General features: G+C 67.9%; 15 protein-coding genes and 1 pseudogene. 6 read left to right on the forward strand and 10 right to left on the reverse strand.

Annotation, left to right across the window (positions count from 1 at the left end; translation table 11 throughout):
• Positions 1–266: 266 nt before the first annotated feature.
• The gene (locus ACGF3J_RS30270) at positions 267–2,402 is read right to left on the reverse strand and encodes a tetratricopeptide repeat protein (RefSeq protein ID WP_161326400.1); all 2,136 of its coding nucleotides are present in this window, start codon (positions 2,400–2,402) and stop codon (positions 267–269) included.
• Complete coding sequence (locus ACGF3J_RS30275) at positions 2,399–2,809, reverse strand: hypothetical protein (protein ID WP_161326399.1); 411 nt, start codon at positions 2,807–2,809, stop codon at positions 2,399–2,401. The genes ACGF3J_RS30270 and ACGF3J_RS30275 overlap by 4 nt, the downstream gene beginning before the upstream one ends.
• Positions 2,810–3,036: 227 nt before the next feature.
• Between ACGF3J_RS30275 and ACGF3J_RS30280 the strand changes: the two genes are divergently transcribed.
• From ACGF3J_RS30280 to ACGF3J_RS30290, 3 genes and pseudogenes are all read left to right on the forward strand, one after another.
• Complete coding sequence (locus ACGF3J_RS30280) at positions 3,037–3,306, forward strand: hypothetical protein (protein ID WP_161326398.1); 270 nt, start codon at positions 3,037–3,039, stop codon at positions 3,304–3,306.
• Complete coding sequence (locus ACGF3J_RS30285; RefSeq protein WP_393855205.1) at positions 3,299–3,937, forward strand: DUF6879 family protein; 639 nt, start codon at positions 3,299–3,301, stop codon at positions 3,935–3,937. The genes ACGF3J_RS30280 and ACGF3J_RS30285 overlap by 8 nt, the downstream gene beginning before the upstream one ends.
• Positions 3,938–4,096: 159 nt before the next feature.
• A pseudogene (locus ACGF3J_RS30290) lies at positions 4,097–4,251 on the forward strand (transcriptional regulator); the annotation flags it as partial.
• A 41-nt stretch (positions 4,252–4,292) separates the two neighbouring features.
• Here the strand turns inward: ACGF3J_RS30290 and ACGF3J_RS30295 are convergent.
• The 3 genes from ACGF3J_RS30295 to ACGF3J_RS30305 all read right to left on the reverse strand — a co-directional run bounded on the left by ACGF3J_RS30295 (position 4,293) and on the right by ACGF3J_RS30305 (position 6,438).
• Positions 4,293–5,171, reverse strand: coding sequence for a hypothetical protein (locus ACGF3J_RS30295; RefSeq protein WP_393855206.1), 879 nt, complete (start codon positions 5,169–5,171; stop codon positions 4,293–4,295).
• A gap of 245 nt (positions 5,172–5,416) precedes the next feature.
• Positions 5,417–5,611, reverse strand: coding sequence for a DUF397 domain-containing protein (locus tag ACGF3J_RS30300; RefSeq protein ID WP_393855207.1), 195 nt, complete (start codon positions 5,609–5,611; stop codon positions 5,417–5,419).
• Positions 5,608–6,438, reverse strand: a complete 831-nt coding sequence (locus ACGF3J_RS30305) for a helix-turn-helix domain-containing protein (RefSeq protein ID WP_393855208.1) — start codon at positions 6,436–6,438, stop codon at positions 5,608–5,610. The genes ACGF3J_RS30300 and ACGF3J_RS30305 overlap by 4 nt, the downstream gene beginning before the upstream one ends.
• 190 nt (positions 6,439–6,628) lie before the next feature.
• Between ACGF3J_RS30305 and ACGF3J_RS30310 the strand changes: the two genes are divergently transcribed.
• Positions 6,629–7,192 carry an ATP-binding protein gene (locus ACGF3J_RS30310; protein ID WP_393855209.1) on the forward strand — a complete coding sequence of 188 codons (564 nt, stop codon included), beginning with the start codon at positions 6,629–6,631 and terminating at the stop codon, positions 7,190–7,192.
• Here ACGF3J_RS30310 and pglX read toward each other — a convergent pair.
• Both pglX and pglW read right to left on the reverse strand, forming a co-directional pair.
• Positions 7,119–10,736, reverse strand: a complete 3,618-nt coding sequence (pglX, locus tag ACGF3J_RS30315) for a BREX-2 system adenine-specific DNA-methyltransferase PglX (RefSeq protein ID WP_393855210.1) — start codon at positions 10,734–10,736, stop codon at positions 7,119–7,121. The genes ACGF3J_RS30310 and pglX overlap by 74 nt on opposite strands.
• Complete coding sequence (pglW, locus tag ACGF3J_RS30320; RefSeq protein ID WP_393855211.1) at positions 10,733–15,412, reverse strand: BREX system serine/threonine kinase PglW; 4,680 nt, start codon at positions 15,410–15,412, stop codon at positions 10,733–10,735. Before pglW ends, pglX begins: the two co-directional genes overlap by 4 nt.
• Before the next feature lie 278 nt (positions 15,413–15,690).
• On the opposite strand from pglW, the gene ACGF3J_RS30325 reads away from it, so the two are divergent.
• Both ACGF3J_RS30325 and ACGF3J_RS30330 read left to right on the forward strand, forming a co-directional pair.
• The gene (locus ACGF3J_RS30325; protein ID WP_161326390.1) at positions 15,691–16,983 is read left to right on the forward strand and encodes a PIN-like domain-containing protein; all 1,293 of its coding nucleotides are present in this window, start codon (positions 15,691–15,693) and stop codon (positions 16,981–16,983) included.
• Positions 16,984–17,226: 243 nt separating this feature from the next.
• On the forward strand, positions 17,227–17,355 hold the full coding sequence (locus tag ACGF3J_RS30330; protein WP_237552294.1) for a DUF6408 family protein: 129 nt from the start codon (positions 17,227–17,229) through the stop codon (positions 17,353–17,355).
• 52 nt (positions 17,356–17,407) lie between these two features.
• Here the strand turns inward: ACGF3J_RS30330 and ACGF3J_RS30335 are convergent, their stop codons facing one another.
• The 3 genes from ACGF3J_RS30335 to ACGF3J_RS30345 all read right to left on the reverse strand — a co-directional run bounded on the left by ACGF3J_RS30335 (position 17,408) and on the right by ACGF3J_RS30345 (position 23,139).
• The gene (locus ACGF3J_RS30335; protein ID WP_161326403.1) at positions 17,408–19,522 is read right to left on the reverse strand and encodes a DUF2075 domain-containing protein; all 2,115 of its coding nucleotides are present in this window, start codon (positions 19,520–19,522) and stop codon (positions 17,408–17,410) included.
• A 198-nt stretch (positions 19,523–19,720) separates the two neighbouring features.
• The gene (locus ACGF3J_RS30340) at positions 19,721–21,610 is read right to left on the reverse strand and encodes a DUF2075 domain-containing protein (RefSeq protein WP_161326402.1); all 1,890 of its coding nucleotides are present in this window, start codon (positions 21,608–21,610) and stop codon (positions 19,721–19,723) included.
• Between the two features lie 188 nt (positions 21,611–21,798).
• Positions 21,799–23,139, reverse strand: a complete 1,341-nt coding sequence (locus ACGF3J_RS30345) for a M64 family metallopeptidase (RefSeq protein WP_393855212.1) — start codon at positions 23,137–23,139, stop codon at positions 21,799–21,801.
• Positions 23,140–23,186: the final 47 nt, after the last annotated feature.

Consider the following 23,186-nt stretch of genomic DNA (forward strand, 5'->3'; position numbering starts at 1 on the left):
TAGACGAAGGGCCGGTGCGGCGGGCCGGCTGTCCTGGCCGGTGGCGAGGACGGACCCGGTCATGCGGTGACCGGACGGGAACGACGCTCACGGCGTCGGCCGTTTCAGGTCGGACGGATTCGCGGCGTTTGCACTCTTCGTCCCCCTCGTACTGAACGTCACCCGTACGGCCTGCGCATAGCACCCTACATCGGTACTCCCCTCGCCCCCGTGCCGTATACCCTCGTGCACCGCCCGCGCGGGCCGCTCCGCTCCCGCGGTAGGCTCTACGGCCGCCATCGCCCCGACCGGTAGGCGTCCAGCAGCTGCCGGCTCGCGACGGTGAAGGGGTGTTCGGATCCCAGGCCGCGTTCCCGCCGCTGGACGACGTCGGTCATCAGAGTTGTCGCCTCCTCCACGTGTCCGAGCGCGGCCCGGGTCCGGGAGAGGAGCTGCCGGGCGGCGAGCACGACCGGGTACTCGGGCCCGAAGCGCCGCACGTACGTCTCGGCGGCCCGCTGGATCTCACGGTCGGCCTCGTCGAAGCGGCCCAGGAGATACAGCGCCCACGCGTGGTTGTGCCGGGCGCCAAGGGTCACGGTGTGGTCGGGGCCGAGAGCCCGCTCGCATTGCGACGGCAGCGTGAGCAGCGCACCGCCTTCCTCGCCGATCACGTCGGCGGCGGGCAGCATCTCCAGCAGGCTGGCGCGGGCGCGCAGGGTCAGCGGATGTGTGGGGCCCAGCGCAGCGCGCCGCCCGGTGACGGTGCCGCGGAGCAGCGCGACGGATTCGTCTCGTCGGCCGAGGTTCGCCAGTACGAGTTGGAGGCCGTAGCCACTGTCCGCGGTGTCGGGGTCGTCCGCGCCGAACAGGCGCTCCTGGGTGTCCCGGACCGTTCGGAGCGCCGCTTCGGCCTCGGCGTACCGGCCCAGCCGGAACAGTGCCCGCCCCGCCCTGGAGCGGGCGGCGAGCACCGTACGGTGGTCGGCTTCGAGGTGCCGCCCGGCGAGGTCCGCGGCGTTTCGGGCGGTCTCCCAGGCGGAGAGGTAGTCACCGGTCCGGTGCAGGGCGACCGACAGCCGCGTCGCGATGGCCAGGGCGTCGGCGGCCGACGGCTCGCCGATGTGCCGCAGCAGGGCCAGCGCGTGCGGTACCAGCAGCCGCAGTCGCGGATCGTGCGGACCGGCGTCGGGTACGCCGGGCACGGCCGCGTCGAGCAGCCGGACGGCTGTCGTGTCGAGAGCGGGCACGAGGTCCGCGGGGGTCGCCGCCGAGACGCTGTCGAGCAAAATGCCGTGACTCTGTACGCAGCGCGCCCCGGCGGCGTCGACCAGTTCGGACAGCGACTGGTCGAGGAGGGCTCTGAGGGCCGTCTCGGTCCGGGCACGAGGAAGTACGGCGCCGATCCCGGCGTGGTTGAGCAGGGCCAGCGGAAGCGGCTCGGCGGCGAACCGGGCCAGCAGCCGGAGCAGGGCCGCCGCTTCGGGCAGCCCGCGCGCTTCGAACGCGTCGAGGGTCAGTTGCCAGGTCAGGCCGACCAGATGCCGGGGGTCCGCTTCGGACAGCGCGTCGGCTCCCCGGTCGATCAGCTGGACCCGTTGGTCTCCGTCGAGCTGGTCCGCGTAGGCGTCCATCGTCCAGGGGTCGATGACTTGGTGGGAGAGGAAGCCGCCCGCCAGGCTCAGGGCGAGGGGCAGCCGCCCGAGCCGGTCCGCGACCCGCGCCGCCTGCTCCGTCGTACCGCTGTCCGGTGCCAGGTCGCGCAGCACGAGCGCGGCGTCCTCCCGGGGCAGGACGCCGATGTGCTGCAGCTCGGCACCCGGCCACCACCGGGCGGCCGCTCGCCGTGTAGTCACCAGGACGATGCCGCGGGGGCTGGTGCGCAGCCAGTGGCCGTCCCGCAGGATCTCCGGCTCGTCGGCGTTGTCCAGGACCAGCAACCAGGGTTCGGCGGAACGGTCGAGGTACGTCCAGACGAGGTCGGCGGCCGGTCTGAGGCCGTTGCGTGCGGCGAGCAGTTCACCGTCGTCCGCCCCTCGGTCGGCGGCGACGGCGAGCATGCCGGCACGCAGGCTCGCGCGGTCGGAGGCGTTGACCCACAGGCCCGCGCGGCCCCGTTCTCCGGTGACCTCCTGGAACAGGGAGCAGGCGACCGCCGTCTTGCCCGAGCCGCCCATGCCGTACAGCACGTAGACCTGGCCGCCGCGCTCCGCCTCGACGCTCGCCCGTAGACGTTGCATGACCTCGCTGCGGTCGCGCAGCGCGACGGGGAGCCGGCCGACGGCCGGGCGGCGCACCGAATCGGGTCCGCCGTGCTCCGGCCCGGCACCGCCGTAGTGGTGGTGCTCGCTGATGTGCTGGTCGCCCCGCGACTGGTAGACGCGTCCGTGGTCCTCGGCGTGGCCGTCCGTCCCGCCCGTCATCGCTCTGCGATGTGCTGGTCACGTCCCGCTTGGTAGACCCGGCCCTGGCCGGACGCGGTGGCGTGCTGGGTCATCTGCCGGGCGGCCGAGCCGGCGGGGTCGAGCTGGTCCAGTAGGGCGCGCAGTTCCTCGACGGCGGCGGGCCGGGCCACGAGCAGCCGGCGCACCGCCCCCTGCCACTGACTCCGCAGTTCGTCCAAGGTCTCCTGGTCGCCCGCCGTCGCGGCGACCAGTACATCCTCGCGACCGGCCTCCAACTCGGCGGCGACGGTCTCGGCGCGCTCGGGTTGCGTCCGGCGCCAGAGCCGTGTGATCCCATCACGCGCGTGGTGCCAGGCATCGGTCGCCATCAAGGCGACCAGGGTGGTTCCCGCGCTCTGCGCCAGCAAGGCCACTTCTGCGTCCACAGCCGTCCCTCCGTTCACCCGTTATACCGACAGCAAGAGGAAATGTGCCACCTGTCAGGCGTTGACATGATTTTCTTCCTGATCAATAGCGTTCCAGCTGTGCGCAACACGAGACAAGGAGGAATCAGTCCTCGCCATTACCCACGCGGGCAGGTTCCAACACATCGTCAGCCGGGCAAGATGCACGCTACAGTGAAGCACCCTGACCGATCGAGGGGGAAGCGGAAATGGCCAGGCCATGGGAAGCGGATCCGGATACAGGTTTCAAGCAGCGCCTGGGAAAGACGCCCCAGGAACTCGGGAACACAACCGGAACTCCTGACTGTCCGGACATCTGGGAACTCACCAACGGCGACATCGCCGTCATCGGCCGGGACCTCACCCAGTCGCTGGGCAAGAACCTGCCTGACGGTGTCTCGATCGGGTCGGACGAGCGTCTCGTGGTCATCCCCAGGAACATGCTCGTCGCGGCGAAACCGGACATCCCCAGTGTTTGACTCCTTCCCCAACGGCACCTCTCAGCGACTGAACCGCCCGACGTACCACGCGGACCTGAGCCAGGTCTACTCCAGCGGGATCGGCTTCCTCAACAAGCTAGAACGCGGCCAGCACTTCAAGGAGCGCGGCTTCCCGAGCTGGGAGGCCTTCGCCAACGGCGACTGGGAGAGGGCCCTGTCGCTGGCCGAGGAGAGGCGCGCGGACTACGCCCAGGAAATCCGCCGGGCCTCACGGCTGGGCATCACGCACCGCCGTCTTCGCGTCGTGGAATTCCCAGTCACGCCGTACGTGCAGTGGGAATTGTTTGTCCTGCGGGTGCGGGTGGGCCTGGGCGATGACATCAAGATTCTCGACGCTCGCGATATTTCGAACATCGAGCGGCGTCGCCCGGTCCCGGAAGTGGTGATTCTCGGCGATGCGGCCATGTACGAGGTCGTGTACGACGAGGACGGAAATGCGGCCGGAGCGAAGCGTTACACCGACCGCTCGTTGATCCGGGAAACGAACGCCGGATTCGACGCTCTGTATGAGCGGGGCGAGGAGTTCCACGCTTTCTTCAACCGGGAGATCGCTGCCCTGGCCCCGCCCCGGGTGGCCGGGGCTCCGTCGGGTTCTCGCGGGTCGCGGTGATCAGCGGGGCGGGACGCTTCACGGAGTCCCCGCAGTACTGCTGCGACCTGGCTGGCTGTCCCACCTCACAGGGAACCGGCCAGGGCTACCCGCGGCACCCCTATCGACGGTCTCCCGCTGCACCCTGCCTGATTGCGCAGTGCCGGGACGGACCACAACGGCATGATCGGCATGGAGGCGGTCGAGCTGGGCGCCATCCTCTTCACGCGTCCGTCAGGGGCATGCCCGCCAACGGCTTCTGGGGGCTCGACGACCGACTGGTCGTAGCCGAGGACTGGCACGCCCAAGTGTGGCTGGACACCGCCGATAACATCGCCTTCCCCTTGGGCGCCGGCGGGCAGGAGGCTTTGCGGCGTCAGGGCCTGGGGTCCTCGTCCAGCATGACGGCAGTAGTGTCCCGGGCGTGCAGTTCAGGGTCCGCTGAGGCGAACGTCTCGTGTTCTTCCATGACTTCGCCGTCCACGACATCCTCCTCCGTCACTCGGCGCGACGGGTCCGCCAAGGGCAGGCCAGCGAGGTGCTTTTTGAGCCTCTTGGCCATCGGAAGGTACGTCGAGAGAGTCAGCCCGCCGGAAACGACCGCCCCGATGATGGGGATGGCCTTGGAGACGCCCTTCGCGAAGGACTGCTTGGTCATCTGGACGCCAAGGTAAGCGGCGGACTTCTTCACAATCGGGTAGATAACACCCTTGGTGAGCGCCTTCTGGGGCAGCTTCTTCGCGACCTGCTTCGACATCATCCCGGCGACCTTGCCCACGGCGACGTTCGCCGACTGGGTCCCGAACATCACGCCGAAGAACAGCGTGAGCACACTCATCGTCGCGTCATCGACGCCTTCACCTTCGTCGGCAAACAGATCGGGCCAGCTATAGAGGTAAGCGAGCTTCTGCGCGATGCGCAGCATGTGGCCGACGTACTGGGCCAGGTCGGCGGGCACCGTGGCGGGCAGGGCGAAGATGCCAGGCATCCCGGCTGCGGCCGAGAGAGCGCTGACTTTGGCGGTTTCGTAGCGGATGGAGTCGTTGGCGACCTTGTCGAGGAGCTCGACAGTGATGCCCGCGGCTGCGGGAGTCTCCTCTATCGCTCGCCGGATCTCTTCCTCGGAGCAGTGGCGAGCGAGCGCACTGCGGAGGTATGCCTCCCTGTTGATCCTCACACCGGGGAGCTTCGCCGCCGCCAACAGCACCGCGAAGAAACGCGACTCCGGGTTCTCTACCTCTTTACCCTGCTTCATGGCAGGAACCTACAGTGCCTCCGACTTGCGAGGGGCAGCATGGATCAGCTTCGTTGAGACCTCGTTATGAGAGTGTCGGTGGCGTGAGAGCTGGCTTCCTTCACGATGCCGATCACCGTCCAAGAAGGCGACCACGGGCGGGCAAGGCGCCGGGTCTGCTGAAAGTGTGCCGTAGGAGTGGGATACGCAGGGCCCTCGGCAGGCGCACGCCCACCGGAAGGGCTCTGCGATCGGTGCCACCTAGGTCAGCGTGCCGCGAACTCCACGAAGGCGGCCCATGCCGTGGATTCTATGGCGAGTGCGGCGCGGGTCCTGTCCTTCGAGTCACGGACGTGCACGGTGGCGGGGCGGACGGCGACCTCGATGCATTCGCCGCCTGCTCCGCTGCTGTAACTGCTCGTAATCCAAGCCGATTCAGGAACAGTCTGTTCGACGTTCATCTCTCTCCAAGCAACTTCTCGACGAAGGCCAGTGACTCGCGGGGAGTAAGCGCTTGGGCCCGAAGGAGTCCGTACTGCTCCTCGATCTCCCGAACAGGCTTCCGCGCTGTGTAGAGGCGACTGTCCTGCTGAGCCTCCACATACGCGATCCTCCGCCCTTCCTTCGTCTCGATCAAGGTGAACGGACCAGCCAATCCAGCATGCTCGTTCCGCTCGGTCGGCAGCACCTGGACCTCCACGTTACGCCGCTGGCCATGAAGCAGGATCTGCTCCAACTGTCCGCGCATGACACCCCATCCGCCCAGTGGCCTCCGCAGGACCGACTCCTCGATGACGAAGCTGATGGTGGGCAACTGCATCCGAGAGAAGATCTCCTGCCGAGCCAGGCGCGCCGTGACCCTCTGCTCGACCACGTCCTCATGCAACAGAGGCCGCCAGTTGGTGAACACTGCCCGCGCGTACTCTCCGGTCTGTAAGAGTCCGGGCACTGCCTGGTTGGCGTACACATGAAGCTCAACGGCCTCGGCCTCCAGCTTGGCCGCGTCGCGAAAGAACGCCGGGTACTGAGCCCGAGCCACCTCTTCCTTACTCGCTCTCAGCACCCCACCAGCCGCCAGCACTTCATCTGCCTGGTCGATGAACTTCGGCGGCGGAATGCGTCTCGCCTGCTCGAACGACGCGATCGTCGAGGCCGAATACCCGGTCAGGGACCCAAACCTCGCGCGGTCCAGGCATGCCCGCTCCCGGAACAGCTTCAACTGCCGCGCGAACACGCACAGCATGCCCGTCCCGACCTCGTACTCCGGCTGCTGAACTTCGTCGTCCACGCCGCAGCTCCTCTCGTACAACCGCCCAGTCAGCCAACTTCGGGGTCCGGGTCGGTCACGCTCAACACCACGTACAAGCGCACCGACGGCGTGTACAGCCCGTTCCCGTCAGCACATCGCTCCTGTTCAACGCTACGCAGAGCCCGACACCGTTGACCCTATGAAGTCAACAACTCCCCCGAATGGGCATATGCAGCAACACTCCGCACCCGAACGCGAATTCACCATGCGCTTCACGTCAACGCCGCGTGGTGCGCGCCTCGCTCGCAGACTCGTCTCGCACCGCCTGAACGACTGGGGCCACCCGTACGCGACCACGGTCAACGAGACGCTCACCCTCATCACGGCGGAACTCACCGCCAACGCCGTCCGCCACGGCCACGTCCCCGGCCGGGACTTCCACGTCCAACTCACCCTGAATGAGAGCACCTTCCGTATCGAGGTGACTGACACCCGCGCTGAGAAACAGCCCCCGACCGCCAGCCCCTCGGCAACCGACTCGCTGTCCGAGTGCGGCCTGGGTCTACTTCTGGTCGCCACCCTCGCGGACGACTGGGGCGTCAGCCCTCGTATGGCCGCCCCAGGTAAGTCCGTGTGGGCGGATCTGCACACACGGACAAAGGGCCACCCGCTGGCGCACCGGATGGCCCCTGAACCGACGGATGTCGATCTACTCCTGGCTACTTCTTCGCTGCTGCGCGGCGACCCCGGGTCGCAGCCGGAGGACTCCAGCCACGGAGGTCGTCGTCCGTGATTCCGTGCTCGCCCTGCTTCTGCTGGCGGTAACCGGCGAAGAAGTCCGCCGGGGAGCCGCTGTAGAGCATGTCGAACTCGTTGTGCCACTGGTACAGCCAGGGCTGGAGTTCCAGCAGGCCGGCGAGGAACGGCGTGATCTCCACGGTGGACAGCGCGGTGTTGGTGAAGTAGGTCGCCAGCGCCTGCGCCTGCTCCTTGTGGTCCCAGCCGGCCCAGCCGTACAGCTCGGGGGTGGCGGCATTGGTCTGTCCGTAGGAGATGAACCGCTCCTTGGGCACGTCGAGCTTGCCGCGCGCTTTCCAGTAGGAGGCGCGGAGGAAGTCGGCCGAGGTGTACTTCGGCGGCACGGGGATGGAGTCACGGATCTTCCGCTTGGCGGGCTCGTCCAGTGCAGCGTCCTCCTTGCGCTGCAGATTCCACACCTCCTCCCAGTCCGCACGCTTCTTCAGCCCGGAGGGCTTGTAGCGCAGGGCGGTCAGGAACGGCACGTGCTCGCCGCTGATCAGCTCGGCGACAACCTGCGCAAGCTCCTTGCGGGGCGCGTAGAGCTTGGCGATGGAGACGAAGTCCTCGTCACGTGAGAGCGCGTCAGTGAGGCGGGAGAGGGTGACGATGGTGGGCTGGCCGTTCTCGTCGAACCATAGGCCGCGGTTCTCCATCCGGTCCAGCAGCCAGGAGCGCAGGGCCTTCTCCTGGAGCGAGTCCCAACCCTCTGTGGCCCAGCGACGCTTGTACTCGGGGCGCTCGACCATACCGATGGCACGGTTCGACTCAATGGCGTCGATGCGCTTCTGGACGACCTCTCGGTAGGGCGCGGGCCAGTGGGCGGGGATCTCCGTGTTGGGCGTGGAGCCGTGCCGCCGGAACCACTCGTCGCTGGCCTCGCCTGCGGCCACGCGGCGCGCAAGGACGATCTCGAAGGCACGCTCACCAAGAGCGAGTTCGGGAACCAATCCCTCAGGAGCACGCAAATCTTCGTTGTGCAGGGCGTAGAGGGAGTAAACCTGCCAGTCCAACTCTTCCTGTGTAGCGATTATCTGGGCGCGGAAGGACGTCCAGCGAGCATTTGCCTCGCGAAGAACGAGAGCCGTGGGGGTCTTTTCCTCAATGAGGGCAGGCGGAGAAGTAGCGGAAAGACGCTGAGCGAGGGTGTCGAGGGAGAGGGCGAGGGAAGTGGGGTAGAAGGAAGGTAGGGGGAACTCTTCCAGCTTGGTGCCGGTGAACTCATAGGTCCATGACCAGGGCTGGTCAGACTGGCCTCCACCAGACTCGGGGCTGCCACCCTTCTTATGGCTCACCATTTTTAGCCAGAACCCGGCCGTGGAGCTGTTTAGCAGCCCGAGCAAGCGCAGGTGCTCCTCCTCGCTTGCCCCCTCCCGCAACTTGATCACCGGAGCGGAACGGTTGAACACCTTCCCATCCCAATCCAGCACGAAATGGTTGTGCGTAGCCACAAACGCGAAAGAAATGGCCCACGAATGTGCTCCCTGGTCCTTAGGGATCTGATGCCACTCCCACCAAGGCCGGCCATCCTTGAAGTATGTTCCGCCCGAGAAAGTAGCCCGTCCTCCCAGCTCGGTCCGATAGGGCCACAGCCAACTGGCTAGATTGGGAAACAGTTCCGGGCGAGCCAGGCTGCGTCGACTATCATAAGGATGAAAAGCTTCGTTGCCTTCTCCAAATTGGAAGTCGCGCACCTCGTCTCCCACAACAAGGCGTCGGACGTATTCCGACTCAGCTTTGATTCTGGTGAATACACGCGGAACGGCGCTCATGGCATCATCCGATCCCATAACACCGTAGAACCCGATTCGATGCAGATGCTGCTTCAGGATCGTCTTCCGGACCGAGTTGATCTGCTCCAGCATCTCTTGGCCGCCATCGGCAAGAACCCACGGCTGCTTACTAAAGTACTTTTCGCGGTCCAAGTCATCAACCGACACCCACTGGCTCACCGAGCCAGGCTTGTCAATTTGCTCGACGATCGCCCTCCAGACCAAGCCCTCCTCGGCGCGCTCCGGAGCGGCAGGTTCACCTTGGACACTGCGGACGGTTCGAACGACTGGCGAGCGGCTTTCCCCGCCTTTCCGCCTACCGATCAGAATGACTGTCGGCGTCCCATGCCCGGGGATATAGGCGCCCGAGGAGTCGATGACCTCAGTGAGTTCTACCCCGTGCCCGAAATACCCCTCGATGAGCTTCGTCCCGAACTCCCGCTTCATGAAAGAGTTGGCGGTGATCTGCCCGACCATGCCGTAGCCTCGACCCTCGGCATCTCCGCGCTTGGCCAGTTCGAAGAACCGCTGAGCAAACGGAACCGAGAGCGCGTACTTGCGTGCGCAAGACGAATATAGCTGTCGGTACAACTCGTTGAGTTTTTTATCCTTTACCGTGATGTAAGGGGGGTTACCCACCACCACATGGTACCGCCCGGGTCGCAAAATCTCCGAGTATTCGTGCACGTCCTCTGTGGCGTATTTAAATTCGGCCAGCTCATCTTCTGCGTCTTCGCCCTCAGTGTCGAACAGGTTTTCCTGCTGGGAGTGGCGGGCCTTGATCAGTGAGTCTCCGACCGCCAGGTGAATCGGCCACTCGTACTTCGAGGCTTCATCCAGCTCCCGCACACCACTCGCCGCCATGGCCGCAACCAGCAGCCGGAACCGAGCGATGGCCACCGCGAAGGGGTTGATGTCCACGCCATTCACCGAGTTCAGCGCTTCCCGCACCCGCTCGTGCACGTTCTTGCCCGGCTGGTCCTCGGCCCACAGCCGCACGAGCCGCCGGAACGCGCCCAGGACAAAGTGTCCCGATCCGCACGTGGGGTCGATCATCTTCAGGCCCCCGTAACCGAACTCCCGCATCGCCGGGTTCATCGTGCGGTCGAGGATGAACTCCTCCACGAATTCCGGCGTTTGCAGCAACGCGTACGTCTCCCGCGCGGCCTCGCTTAGGTCCTGGTACAGGTCGCCCAGGAACCGCGTGTCCCAGCCCTCTGTGCCGTCCTCGTTGAGCGGGTCGGTGAAGTCGTGGATGAGGACGCCCGCCTCGTCGCGCTGCCGCCAGAACTCGACCAGCTCCCGCGCACCGTCGTGCGACAGCGGAACCTGGTACAGCGGGTTGTGCCGCTTGTCGAAGAGCAGCCGACCCGCCTGGCCCTGGCCCAGCTCGTCGAACGCCTTCTCCAACCACCCCCGGTACGTCGGGTCGTCGTCCGACTCCACGTACGCGTCGTACCGCGACTCCGCCAGCTCACGCCGGTCGCCGTCCGGCCCCGTCAGAAACGGCTCGGAAATCAGCCGGTTGTCCTCGCAGAACCGCACGAACACAGACCCCAGCACCCAGGCCACCGCGACCTGCGTGACCCGCTCATCCAGCCACGAGTTCCACGTCGCCGCCGTGCGCCCGAGTTTGCGCGCTTGGTCGTACTCAGCCCGCAGCCGCGCGCCGACCTCACCGAGCGCCTTCACCTGCTTGCCGAGGTCGGCCTCGACCGCCTTGACCTGCTGCTTCAGGTCGTCCAACAGAGCCTTGCGGTCGATCACTTCGCGTCTCCCTCGACACCACTAGCCACAACCCCGCCAGACCCGCGGTGAGCGTTGCCCACCCACGTGTCCGGAAGCTGGATCCACTCCCCCAGGCCGGCCTGGTACGGCACGGCCACCTGCCCGAGCCGGGGCTCGCGCGAGGGGTCGCTCTGCGGGACCAAGAGCCACAGCCCCCGCCCGCCCCGCCGGGCCTCCGACGCCAGTCGGTCCAGGACGTCCATCGCGTCGTACCGGGCGAACACCCCGGCCTCCGTCAGCAGGACCGGACCCGCACCGCCGCTACTGCCGCCGTCGCCCAGCAACTCGACGATCCGGGGCTCGACCGAGCCCCACGCCGTCCGCGCGTACTCCGCGAACCGCACTGCGCCCTTGGACCCCGGCTCGGCGGCGTCCGCCTTGAGCAGGGTCTCCCAGGTCGGCTTGGTGCCCGGCGTGACCTGACCGTGCAAAGCCTCCAGGAACAGCTCCGTCACCGACACCGCCCGCGCGCCCAGCCGTTCGGCGCCCAGTTCCCGTACCGCGTCCCGCACGAGCTGCTGCCGTACGGTCAGAACCCGGTACCCGTCCCGGCGGGCCGAGGCGAGGAGCCGCTCCTCCGCGCGTACCGCGCCCGCGAGCTGCGGGTCGTCCGCGTACCGCGTCACCGCACCCGTACGCGTCGACTGACGCCACGCACCCGTCGTGAGATAGCTGGAGGCGTCCTCCACCCGCGTCGGCAGGTAGCGCAGCGTGCCCGTGTCCTCGCGCATGCTCAGCGACAGCTCGAAGCCCGCGTCGCGCAGCGCCTTGGTGAGTGGGCCGCCGGTGGGTAGCTCGTGGGTCGTACCGCCGCGCCCGTCCAGGACTACCAGCTCGGGGAAGCGGACCCGGACCCGCTCGTGGACGTCGTCACCGGTCAGGCCGGGCTGCCGGCCCTCCGGAACCCCCGGGATCCAGCGGACGAGACCGGCCTGGGTGAGGCGCAGGGCCCGGACGACGGACAGGTCGCGTGGGTAGATCTCCAAGCGCGGAGTGGCGGCGGCGTTCACGGACGCGGCGGCGGCCAGTTCCACCATGCGCCGCTCGTCCCAGTCGACAGCACCGGGCGGGACCGTCAGCGCGCCCAGTTCGGCCAGGACGGTTGCCGCCGTCGGCAAGGTGTCCAGCCGGGCGAGCCGGTCGGCCGTCTTGCCGAGGCGGGTCGCGTAGTCGAGGAGGCCGGGTGCGGTCGGTGTGTCCGGGGCGTCGTTCTCGCGCACGTCGAGGGCGAGCAGGCCGGCGCCCAGGGACTCGTCGGTCGCCTTGCGGTTCGGCTGGTGCTGGAACTCTGCCTCCTGCGGCACCAGTTGCTCGACCTCGACGACGGCCCGTACCGCTGCCAAGGCCATCGCGCGCCGCTGCTCGCGTCCGGCGAGGTGAGTGCCGCGCCGGACGGCGAGGGCGTCGGCGATCTCCAGGGCGGAAGCGACACGCCCCATGCCCTCCAGCAGGTCGATGATCTCGTCGCGCAGTGCCTGGACGGCGGGCTCCGCCTTCCAGCGCTTGCGCTCGTCCTTGAGCATCTGCGGGATGCGACCATGGCTGAGGCCGAGCGCGTCGGCGACGTCCTTCTGCTTGGGCCAGACGCCGATGCCGGGCAGGACGCCGTGCTCGTCGGGCAGGCGCAGCAGCAGCCGCACCATCTCCGCCTTGTTGCGGTTGGAGCCGTTGTTGTTGACGGCCGGCACGAGGACGGTGGCGAGAGTGTCGAGGCTGACGGAACGCAGGGTGCGGGCAGACAGGGCGCCTGCCGACTCGCCCGTCGCAAGCTGGCCCGCGAGGGCGGACTCGGCGGCGGTGAGCTGGTCCAGCTCCTCCTTCGCCTCCGCCCTCCCTTTCGGCGTGAGCGGGGAGACAGGAGCCTCGCGCAGCCGCTCGCCCCATTCCCGCTGCCGCTGCTGGACCTCGTTGCGGGTCTTGGCGCCGAGGCCGGGGGCGTTGACGAGTTTGCGGCGGCTGTAGTCGAGGAGGTCGCCGACCGTCGTGAGGCCGAGGCCGTAGAGGAAGGACTGGGCGGCGAGTGTGAGTCCGGAGACGGTCAGCGAGGTGTCGCGGGTGACCTCGGCGGCGAGGCGGTCGCGCTGCTGCTCGGCGGTCTCCGGCTCGGCGTCCGCGATGGCCACTGCCGCGCCGTCGGCGGGTGCGGTCCCGTCGGCGGGGGCGGCGGAACGGGTGCGGTGGCTGGAGGGGACGGTCTGCGAGGCGTCGAGGAAGACCTTGCGCCAGGCGTCCCGCATCGGCTTCAGCTCGGGGAAACGCTTGCCCGCGTCTCGGTGCAGGGCCTTCTGGAAGAAGGCGACGAGCCCGTCCCGAACGGCCGGGTCGAAGGCCTCGGCCGCGATGGTGGGGTGCGGCCACTCCTTCTGGTCGGTCATGCGGGGCAGGACGCTGCCGTCGCCCCACTTGGGCAACTCGCCGGAGGCCATTTGGTGCAGGGTGACGGCGACGGCGTACCGCTCGGCGTGGGAGTCGTAGGAGCCGCGCGTGATGACGTCCGCGAATGGGTCGAGGTAGCCGTCGGTGCCCGCGTCGGTGCTCTTGGCCGGGTAGCCGGCCAGCGAGAAGTCGATGAGGACCAGTTCGCGGGTGCGGTTGGGACGGATGCGGACTGCGATGTTGTCGGGCTTGATGTCGCGGTGCCAGACGCCCTCGCCCTCCAGGAAGTCGACGGCACCGAACAGGTAGTCGCCGTACGCCTCCAGCTGGTCCACCGGGAGGCGGCCGTGCTCACGGAGCTGACGGGCGACGGTCTCCTCGCGGCGGCGCGGGCGGGTCGCGCCCTCGGTGCCCTGGGTGTCGTCGTCTCGTTCGTCGCCGACGTACTCCAGTGCCAGGACGGTGCGGCCGGCGATGTGCAGCGGCTCGGACTCGACGAGGCGGATGATGCCGGAGTGAGGGCGCAGACGGCCCATGGCCTCGGCCTCGCGGACGAGGATCTCGCCGCGGCTGTCTGAGAGCGCGACCTTCAGCACGGCCAGCGGGCGCGTCCTTCGAGTCTCCGCCTCCAGGTCGCGGACGAGGAAGGCGCGGCTGGTGGAGCCGGTGCCGAGACGGCGGCGGACCTCCCACCGGCCGGCGAGCACGTCACCGGCGACGGCCTCCAGCGGGTCCTTGTCGGCGCTCCCCCCGGTCTCGTCCTCGCCCTGCCCGTCGAGGGCCGCGGCGGGGGCGGTGAGGGAGTCCTCCACTACCTCCAGCAGTTCCAGGAACTCGTCGACGCTGGAGAGGCGCTGGCCGGGCCGGTAGGCGGTGGCGGCCTGCACCAGCTCGTCCACGTCCTCGGAGAGGCCGTCCACCAGGGAGCTGGGCCGCAGGCCCTCCCCCGCCTCCAGGCGGGCCAGCAGCTCGGCCTGGCTGGCGGCCGGGGCCTTGCCGGTGACCAGCAGGTAGGTAAGGACGCCCAGCCCATACACGTCGAGATAGACGGGGTCGGGGTTGAGGGCGGTGAGTTCCGGCGCGAGGTAGGCGTCGGCGTCGTCGCCCAGGTGCATGGCGGACAGGGCGGTCGGCGCGAACCGGGTCATGCCCTGGCCCTGAGAGGAGTCGCCGCTGCGCTGGGTGGCGATCTGCCAGTCGGAGATCTGCAGCTGCGGGGTGAGCCATGCGGCCTCCTCCCCTACCGCCCGCCCCTTCCGGCCGCGCGGCCTTGGGACCACGTGGACGGAGCGGGCGGCGAGCGCGCGGTGGTGGATGCGGCTGGCGTGCGCGGAGCGCATCGTCTCGGCGAGCTGGCGGACCAGCGCCATGCGGCCGAGAATGTCCAGCTTCTCGCCGTACTGGACCAGGTACTCGTCCAGTTTCAGGGTGTCCGGGTGGTAGTCGAAGATCAGCGCGGGCCCTGCGACGTGACCGGAGGGGAAGTACTGCTTGAGCTGGACGACGCCGGGGTGCTTGAAGCGGCCCAGGACCGCGGCCTCTCGGCGGGCGGCGTTCTCGACGGACTGGCGCAAGGAGGCGTCCGAGCCGCGCTCGCTGAGGTAGATCCGCACGCGGGCGGTCTCGGGCAGGTCGCTGTGGTGGGCGAGATAATCCGCCCAGGTCTGCCCGGATTCGAAGGACTTCCGCTCCAGCTCGTATGGGCCGACCTTGTACTGTGCGTCGCTCTTGCGGATGCCGATGTTCGCCAGGGCCGCCGCGACCTCCCGTGAGCCGATGGCCGTGATGCGGCGCCGCTCGTCGCGCGCGGGCTGCTTGAGCATCTCGACCAGTTCACCGACGGTGTACACGCCGTTCTGGTCGTGGGCGGGCAGCCGGACGCGGAGGCTGTTGTCGGTGAAACAGACGGCCTCGGCGACCCAGACCCGCTTGGCACCGGGCTGGGCAAGCAGGCCAGCCAGCTCCTTGGCCTTGCGGTTGACCAAGTGCAGCGGGTTCCCGTGGGTGCGGCGGCGGCCGCCGGGGGTGGTCTGGACCCAGGTGCCGTTCTCGGAGGTGACCGAGCCGTGCCAGTCCTTCAGCTCGATCATGCAGAGGCCGCCGGGGGCGACGACGAGGAGGTCGACTTCGCGGACGTGGCCGGTGTTCGCGGTGAAGGTGAAGTTCGACCAGGCACGCCAGGGGTCGCCGTCCGGCAGCTTCTCCCGGATCGCCTCCAGGCCGCGGCGTTCGTGCTCGAACTCGGACTCGGTGACCGTGACCCACCGGCCTTCCCGCATGCCTGTTCCCCGCTCGTCGTGTCCCTCGAGGGCCGCCGTTCCCCATGGTCAGGTCCTCGGAGCAGATCCTAGTGGTTGCCTGTGGCGTGAAAAGAGGCGGTGAAGGACGGAACTTTAGGACAAAGGGCCCTCACGGTCACAATGGGATGCCGTGTGTCGTACACGTGCACCAGGCGGAGGTTCCGCCATACACCCTTCCCCTCCACCGCAGGAACACTAGGGTCGCCATCAGACACGTCGGCAAGGGGAGCCAGACGTGAGCTGCATCCGGGGGAAAAGTGGCGAATAACACCAAGACCGATGTAAACGTCCGCGGACTGTTCGACGACTTCGGGGCCTTCCGCACTCCGACGACTGCGGACTTCAGTTCGGTGCTGACGACTGGCCTCGTCACCCCGGACGCCAACGTGCTGCTCAACCTCTACCGATACACCGAACAGGCGCGTGCCGATCTCCTGGCTGCGCTCGGTGCCCTGGGTGATCGCCTATGGATTCCCCACCAGGTCCTGGAGGAGTTCTGGCGGAACCGGGAGACCACGATCTCCGACGCTCGGTCGACTAGTGCCAAGGCCGCCCAGGAGATGAGCGGTCACTCGGTACAGGCCGTGCAGACACTGCGCACCTGGGCCAACCGGGTCGCCTTGAGCGACGACGACTTCGATGATCTTCGCGATCGGTTGAGCGAGGTCTTCGAGGAAGTCCGCAAGAAGATCAACGAGGTTGGCGAAGGCGAGTGGCAGCACATCGGGCATGACACGAGCACCGATCCGGTGATCGACAAGCTGGAGCCGGCGCTGACCGGCAGGGTGGGGGCTCCCTTCTCCCCTGAGGACCGCACCTCGTTGACCGCGTTGGGGCAGAAGCGTGTCGACGATCGCGTGCCACCCGGTTACATGGACGCCAAGAAGGACGGCAACGGAGCGGTCGGTGACTTCTTCGTCTGGGAACAACTGCTGCGTGAAGCATCCCGCCGTCAGTGCGATGTCCTGTTCGTGACCGCGGACGCCAAGGAAGACTGGTGGCGCAAGGAACGAGGCCACAACCGCGGTCCGCGCACGGAGTTGACGGTGGAGCTCCGAGCTCGTGGCGGAGGCCGGCTCTTTCTCCTGTCACCGAAGCAGTTCCTGGAAGTCGCCGCCCCCGTTCTGCGACTCAGTCTTCAGGCCGGTTCCGTCGAGGACATCGAGCGGGTCGAGCGCATCGAGGCTGGGGCGACGTACGGCGGATGGACCGCCGACGCCCTTGAGTCCCTTTTCCGCGGGCTGGCGTACGAGGGTTACGCCAACCGCGTCGACGTCATCCGCCAGGCGGCGGAGACGGACGGGCATGTGGAAGCCGGCTCGGTCCACAAGATCTGCGGCTACGACGACGGCCGCACTCTAAAGGGCTTCACCAAGCCGATCACGCGGATCAGCCGCAATCTCCAGGAGCAGGGGTTGATTCCGGACTCGGCGGTGCCCGTCCTCACGGCTGAGTACAGGAACGGTCCGGGCCCAGCCTCGGGCTTCAGGGTCCATCCGCTCCTCGTTCCGCTCATCAGCGACGCGGGGGACGACGACGAGGGGTCGTGACACAGCCGGAGACCGCTCGCCAACCGCATCCCAGCGGTGGCTGAAAAACGTGAGCGCGGATCAGTGATCCACTACCGTTGCCCCTGCTGCGCACCTTCCCGGAGGGTACGTCGGCGGTGTTTCGGAGGTCGGTTCCCGGCTGTGACTTACGAGTGGTTTCCGCTGCGTGTCGCACGCGGCGTGACTGCGGATGCCCGGAAGGGCGGTCCCGCCATTCCAGGTCACGCCAAGGAGTGGACATCCATGAACCCCGTTGAGTACAAGCCTGCACGTCGTCACCGGCTTCGCGAGATCCTGGTCGACGTCGCCGCGGGTGTCGTCACCCAGGTCGTGGTGACGGCCCTGGTGGCGGCAGCGCGCCTGCTCTTCTGAGCGGGCTTGTGGCGGGCCCGGAGAGCCCGCCACTCCCACACAGCGGTACGCGTCAGAACAGATAGAGGTCGGGCGAGTGTGGACCGGTACTCTGCCGCCTCCTGCGGGAGTTCCGCCCCCGACGCGGCCGGGGCAGGTGCGGTACACGTGCCTCTTCCGGCAGGTTCTCCCACGTGGGGCGAAGACCGTGGACTTGGACCTCGCCGACCATGCCCTTCAGGTAGGTGCGGGTCTCCTCGTCCGTGGAGTACAGCACCGTCGCCCGGCTCGCCCGGGTCATCAGCACGTGGTAGGCGTGGCGGACCAGCCGGGCGAACTCATCGTCGTCGACGCTGCCGGCCTTCACCTTGGGGTCGAACGAGCCCGGAACGGCGACGCGCCTGAGGCCCGAGTCCGGGTCCTTCCGCTCCTTGCCGCGGCGGTACACCCACCGGTCGCCCCGGCGGACCATGTCGTCACCCATGATCACGCCGCACCAGTCCCACTCAAGGCCCTGGGCGGTGTACACGCAGCCGATCTGGCCGAGCCCGTTCTCGTGCACCGACCAGATCCTGCACGGGGGTACCCCGTTCTCGCAGAAGGCGTCACTGTCCGCGTTCCAGGGCCTGTGCCAGTCCCCGATCCGCACGTCGGCCTCCAGCCGCCTCTCCTTGCCGATGGGCTTCGTCCACGGCCAGCAGTAGCCCGCGACGAGACGGGCGGATGCTCCGGCGATCGCCTCGGTACGGATGATTCGTTCAAGTTCCTCCGGGCTGTCCGCCACCTCGACGTGCATCAAGCCGTCCGGCGTCCACTGATCCGGCTCCTCGTCCGTCACGCCGAGCACGTTCCGCACCCAGCGGATGTAGGCGTCACTGCCGCCACAGCGGAACTGTTCCCGGAGCTCATACTCCCGAAGAGTGGCACTGTGCCGTTGTGCCGCGGCCCTGATCAATTCAACGGTGCCGACCTCATGCGGACGTACGGTCTGGCCTTCGTCGAGGAAGAACACGGTCAGGCGGGACGCGTCGAGCAGCTCGTCGACCTGGGGCTTGGTGCCCTGGTTCTCGGGTTTCCAGAAGCGGTTGGTCGAGCGGTCACGCAGGCGGTGCGCCTCGTCGCAGATCAGCACGTCCAGGGGTGGGTCCGGAGGAGTGACGAAGTTGCTGAAGTAAGTGAAGCTCTCTCTGAACTCCCGGTCGCCGTAGCCGACGTGCTCCTGGATCGCGCCATTGAAGGCTCTGCTGCCGCTGGCGTACTTGACCGTGCGGCCGCCCGCCTCAAGCTCCGCCTTGATCTGGAGGCCGATGGCGCTCTTACCGGTACCCGCACCGCCGGTCACCAGGAAGATGACACGTCGCTCGTCCGGCAGGAGGGCGGGGCGCTGCGGGTCGGGGAGAACCTTGACCGCAGTGTCCAGGATCTGGTCGGCGACCTTCTTCTGCCGGCCGCGCAGGTTGAATACCGTGTCCTCGCCGTGGGAGTGGATCATTGCATCGAGGAGGGGCGTGTTGCGTAAGCCCATGTTCTTCAGCAGTATCTCGGCCTCGGAGGCGCCTCCTTCCTCGGCGAAGTGCTTGCGGAGGTCGGAGATCAGCTGCGCGCGCCGGTCGTTCGTGTAGACAACTGCGTAGGGGCCTGTCGGAGCATCAACGTCGACCAGTGGCCGGACAGAGGCATCGGTGGCGTTGTGCAGATAGGCGAACCCTCCGCATTCGTAGTCCAGTCCGTGCAGTGCTCCCCTGCCGCCCGTGAACGCCTCGTAGTACTCACGCAATTGCAGCGCCGGGTGCTTCTTCCTGCCCATCCCCGGTACGTGGACCAGGTCCGCGGTGGCTCGCTCCACTCGGGTCACCATCGACCAGCGCTTCAATTCGACCAGTTGAATGGACAGCCGCCTCTCGGCGGGGTGGTGGCCCACGAGGACCACGTCGATGAGCCTGGGGTCGCCGGGGCGGTCGGCCTCGTCGAGGGTGGCGGCGCACTCGACGATCATCTCCACATTCCCGCGCCCAGCGACGACCAGGTCCTCCGCGAGGTGTACGAGGCTGTCGGCCCACGCGTATCGTTCCGACAGCGAGGCGTCGGCGCCTCGGAAGTGCCGCCATCTGGCGGCCAGGTGCGGCACCATACGCCGCCGTGAATTCAAGGTCAGCAGATCCCGTGCTGCGAGCCGCAGCAGGAGCATGGACACGAGGTGGGTCCCCCAGGGCACGAGTGGCTCGTGCGGGTGGGGGCATGTCCTCGTGAGGAAGCCCGTCGGGCCGCAATCGGTACCCGTGATCTTAGGGAGCCGGCCGTTCTGCGGACGGCGACGACGCCGTGGTCGGCGCGAAGGGTAGCCATCATGGCCGGATCGTGTGCCCCGTGGCGAAGACGTGCCCCCTCAGACCAAGGAAGCTCGCTGATCCAGCCGCCCGCCCGCCAACTCCCTGAGCCTTCTGCGCGTCTCCGGGTCCGTGGAGTAAACGATCGTGCCGACCATTCCCCGGGTCAGCAGTACCTTGTAGGTGTTGCGGATCAGGCGGTCCACGTCGTCGTCCGCGGTGGACTTCTTGAACACCGGGTCCTTGGACGCGGTGCGGTCCGTGATCCAGCGGTCTCCGCGCCACACCAGGTCAGGGCCGATGATGACGCCGGACCAGTCGTACTCGAAGCCCTGGGCGGTGTAGACGCAGCCGACCTGTCCGAAGCCCGCCGGGTCGGTTGCCCACAACGCGGCCGGAGGTGCGCCTGAGACCGAGCGGTCGCCCCGCAGATTCCAGGGGCGCGCCCAGTCGCCGATGACTACATCCAGCGCGAGCGGCGCGCCAGGCTTGGGCTCTGGGGACCAGCGCCAGCAGTAGCCGGCGGACACGCGTGCGCCGTACCCCTCCGCCCGCCGGGCCTCGAGGAACGCCTCCATCTCCTGCGGGTTTTCGGCGACCAGCAGTTGCATGCGGTCATCGGGCTCCCAAACGACCGGACCACCAGGCTCGAGGCCGAGGAGCCGGACGACCCAGCGCAGGAAGGCGTCGCTTCCACCGCAGCGGAACTGGCTCTCCAGGGGGACGACGTGACAAGGGATGTCCCGCTTGGCCGCTGCCGCCTTGATGTCGGCCACAGTGCCCAGCTCGCCCGGCCGCACCACCTGGTGCTCGTCGAGAAGGAAGACGGGCACGTGGGCGACGTCGATGAGTTCGTCGATCTGGGCCCTGCCCGTCCGATGCTCGGCACGGGTGTAACGGTTCGCCGAGGTCTCCCGGATGCGGTGGGCCTCGTCGCAGATCAGAACGTCCAGGCTGTTCTTCTCGGTGGTCATGAAGCTGTTGAAGTACTTGAACAGGTCCTGCACCTCCCGCTTCCGGGACCCGGCGACCTTCCTCATCGTCTTGGTGAACGACTGGGAACCGGTGGCGTGCAGGGCAGTGATTCCCCGCCGGTACAGCTCACCGAGCAATTGGAGAGCGATCACACTCTTGCCCGTGCCGGGGCCTCCAGTGACAACGAGGATCTCCTTGCGGTCGGCTCGCTTGGCCTTCTCCACCGCGTTGAGCACCATGCGGTAGGCGACCTGCTGCTCGTCCAGCAGCACGAACTGCTGCCGTTCGCGCACTTCCGCGGCCGCTACTGACATGAGCTGCTTCGACGGCACTGTGGCGCCCGCAAGCAGTTCGTCCGCCGCCCGGGCACCGGGATGCCCGTCGCTCAACTTCGCACGGAGATGGTCGAGGAACGCACCGCGGCGCTGCCCTGTGAACAACAGTCCGCGATCGTCGCGCTCGATCTCCCGGAGGCCGGCCACGTCGAACTCAGTGGCGTTGTGCAGGAACGCCACTCCGCTGACCCGGTGTCCGTGCTCGGCCACCGCTCCGTTGAAGTTGACCAAGTAGTCGCAGTAGCGGCGCACCTGCTCGATGGGGTTGAGGACGGGATGGGCGTAGGGCTCGACGTGGCACAGCGAGGGATCGTCCTCGTGGGGCAGCACCTCGCTCCATTGCTTCAGCTCCACGACGACATACGAGGGCTCCCCGGTGGAGGGGTGCACACCTGCGAGGACGACATCGGCGCGCTTGCTGTTCAGCGGGAGGGCATACTCCAGCATCATCTCCACGTCGCCCAGGCCCGCGTCGTTGAGCGCGGCGGCCAGGACGGGAATGCTGCGCTCCCAGGAGCGGGCCTCCGAGGTGCTGGGCTGGTAGCCGTGCATGTGGACGAACTGGTCGGTGAGGTGTAGGAAGAGCGAGCGGTCGAGCGCCATGACGGCGACCGTTTTCGCGGACGCGCGGAACAGCAAGAACATCCCCCAGGCAGCACGAAGTGACTCGTGCGGGTGGGGGCGTGTCCTTTAACTCCACCAGAGTGGAACGGAAGCCCGTCGGGCCGCTTTGACGACTCCTGCGAGATTACCTTGTGCCTTGCCGGCGCTGGTGGACTCCCCGGAGGGACCCGTGCGACCACTCCTCGACGGCTCGCTGGTACGACTCACCCTTTGACCGTCCATGTCACCGAGTTCGACGTCACCCCCCGCACTCCGGCGCTCCGTACCGCCATCGTCATGTCGGTCGCCGTGGCCGTCACCGTATGTGCGCGACGGCCCGACGGGACGCCGAGGGCCGCCGGTACGACCGACGTCCTGCCGCGGGCCTGCTTCGCCTCGCGGCCGTCGACGTACCAGCGGAGCTGAGGGCGGGAAAGACCCGTGCCGGTGCCCAGGTCGGCGACTTCCACGGAGAGCCGGGTGAAGCGGGTGGCCTTGGTCGCCGTGTTCCGCAGCGGGGTGAGGGCGTTCGCCGAGCGGTAGAAGCCGGCGATCATCGCCTCGCGGCCGGGGAGGTTGAACTGGTCGGTGTTCAAGGAGCGCATGATGGAGTTGGCGGTGGGGCGGTAGATGCCGTACTCGTAGTAGTCGCCGCCCTCGAAGGTGTCGACCACGCCGCCGCTCGGGTCGGTCTCTCCCAGCCAGTCGGCCCACTTCGCACCCTGCGCGGCCATCCGGTCGGCGGTGAGCTTCGAGACGTTGGCCGCCGCAGGTTCGTCGCCCGGGTAGGCGCCGTAGCCGTCGTACTGGTACTCGTCGGCGAGGAGGCCGATGGAGTGGGCCATCTCGTGGGCCGCTATCAGGGTGGACTGGGCGTTGTCGGAGGAGAGGGTGGAGACGCCGTCGTAGCCGTAGTCGCCGGCCAGGCCGGAGTAGCCCGCGCCGCCGTACTTGGTGGAGTTGGAGACCACGATCACCAGGTCGGTCGCCGGCGCCTTGTCGGCGTAGGACTTGGTCTTGTCGAGGTCTACGCAGATCAGGCGTTCGATCTCGTCGCAGAAGAAGTACGAGCCGAGTGCGGTGTTCCTCGTCACGTCCTGTGTCGGGTCGCCCGTGATGCCGGAGTCCTGGGAGGCGGCCTGCACCGCCCAGACGTTGAAGAGGCCCTCGTAGCTCTTGTACGGCTCGATGTCCGTCACCGCGTCCCACTTCGCGCGGGCGTCCGTGAGGAAGTCCTCCTGCTGTGCGGCGGTGTAGCCGTCACCGATGATCGTGACGTCCAGGCGGTCGGCGGTCGGACCCGTCTCGGCGATCGGGACCACCTCGCCGTCCTGTGCGGCCGTCCGCTGCCGCGAGTCCGCGGGCTGCTGGGTGTGCGGGCTGGCCGCCGGAACGCGCGTGCGGGCGCCCTCGCCCGCCGGGTCGGGGAAGTACTCGACGCCCACCCTGCCGCTCTCCTGACTCGCCGTCGGGGCTTCGGCGGCCGCGACCGTGCCGGTGGCAGGGAGGAGGGCGGACAGGGCGAGGGCAGTCGCCGCCGCGGTTCCACGAATGCGTATGTGCACGGTGACGGGTCCCTACGACGACGGTGACGTTGGCGGTCGACGTAAGC

Source organism: Streptomyces sp. NPDC048171 (assembly GCF_043202655.1).
Taxonomy (GTDB): domain Bacteria; phylum Actinomycetota; class Actinomycetes; order Streptomycetales; family Streptomycetaceae; genus Streptomyces.